Raw genomic sequence first — 1,319 nt, 5'->3', positions numbered from 1 at the left:
GGTCCCCAGGCGCGTCCGGTCCGGCGGCAGCCCACGAGGGGCGTGCTCGTCGCGGCCCTGGCCGTCGCCGCCATGGCGGGAGCGGGGGTGTCCGCGGCGGCGCTGCTCCTGCAGGACCGGGACGGCGACGGGGGCGGTACGCCGACGAGCACGGCGCCGGAGACACCGGCGAGCGCGTCACCCACCGGGACCCCGACGCCCTCGCCCGCTCCCACGGCGACCGGCTCCTCGATCCGGCCGCATAACCCCGTAAACGGGAGATAAGTCCCCACGAGGGTCACGGGTCTGTGACCGGTGGGCACCCGCAGTGGATACGTGAGGGCTTGGCGCGATATGGATGAACCATGAGCAGCAACGGGGGAGCCCGCCACGGGGCCGACGAGCCAACCAGTTTCGGTCTGCGACCGCCGAACCCGAACCAGCCCGTGGCCGTGCCGCACCCCGGCAACCCGTACGCGGCACCGACCCAGGTGGTCCCGTCGCAGCCGGAGCCGCAGCCGCAGCCGGAGAGCGACCCCGGTGCCGGGCGGCTGATCGCCGGCCGTTACCGGCTGCTCGCCAAGCTCGGACACGGCGGCATGGGCACGGTGTGGCGGGCCAAGGACGAGACCGTGGACCGCGAGGTCGCCGTCAAGGAGCCCCGCGTCCCGGACCACCTTCCCGAACGCGAACGCGCCAACGCCTCCGAGCGGATGCGCCGCGAGGCCCGTGCCGCCGCCCGGCTCGACCACCCCGCGGTGGTCAACGTCCACGACGTCGCGGTGGTCGACGGCCGGCCGTGGATCGTGATGGAACTGGTCCAGGGCCGCTCGCTGGGCGCCGTGCTGCAGGAGGAGGGCACCCTCTCCGCGCGCGAGGCGGCCAGGGTCGGCCTGGAGGTGCTCGGCGCGCTGGAGGCCGCCCACGCGGCGGGCATCCTGCACCGGGACGTCAAACCGGACAACGTCCTGCTCGGCCGGCACGGCCGGGTCGTCCTCACCGACTTCGGCATCGCGCAGATCGAGGGCGAGACCAGTCTGACCGACACCGGCGGCTTCGTCGGTTCGCCCGAGTACATCGCCCCGGAACGGGTGCTGGGCCAGCGCCCCGGCCCCGCCTCCGACCTGTGGTCGCTCGGCGTGGTGCTGTACGCGGCGACGGAGGGCGTCTCGCCGTTCCGCCGCAGCAACACCCCCGCCACCCTCCAGTCGGTCCTCAACGCCACCCCGGCACCGCCCGCCTCCGCGCGGGGGCCGCTGGCCGAGGTCATCACCGGCCTGCTGCAGAAGGACCCGGCGCGCCGTCCGGACGCCGCGCGGGTCCGCGCCGCACTGGAGACG

The 1,319-nt window shown here is 75.1% G+C and carries 2 protein-coding genes; one reads left to right on the top strand and one right to left on the bottom strand.

The window, feature by feature from the left end; all coding sequences use genetic code 11:
* Positions 1–215, bottom strand: a 215-nt coding sequence (locus tag B7767_RS47585; RefSeq protein ID WP_218775874.1) for a hypothetical protein, incomplete at its 3' end; no start/stop codon positions are given.
* A gap of 129 nt (positions 216–344) precedes the next feature.
* Here B7767_RS47585 and B7767_RS42960 point away from each other — a divergent pair.
* The coding region (locus tag B7767_RS42960) for a serine/threonine-protein kinase (protein WP_143653015.1) at positions 345–1,319 on the top strand (975 nt) is incomplete at its 3' end.

The organism is Streptomyces sp. 13-12-16 (assembly GCF_002114215.1).
Taxonomy (GTDB): domain Bacteria; phylum Actinomycetota; class Actinomycetes; order Streptomycetales; family Streptomycetaceae; genus Streptomyces.
This window is presented reverse-complemented; position numbering and strand designations above follow the sequence as displayed.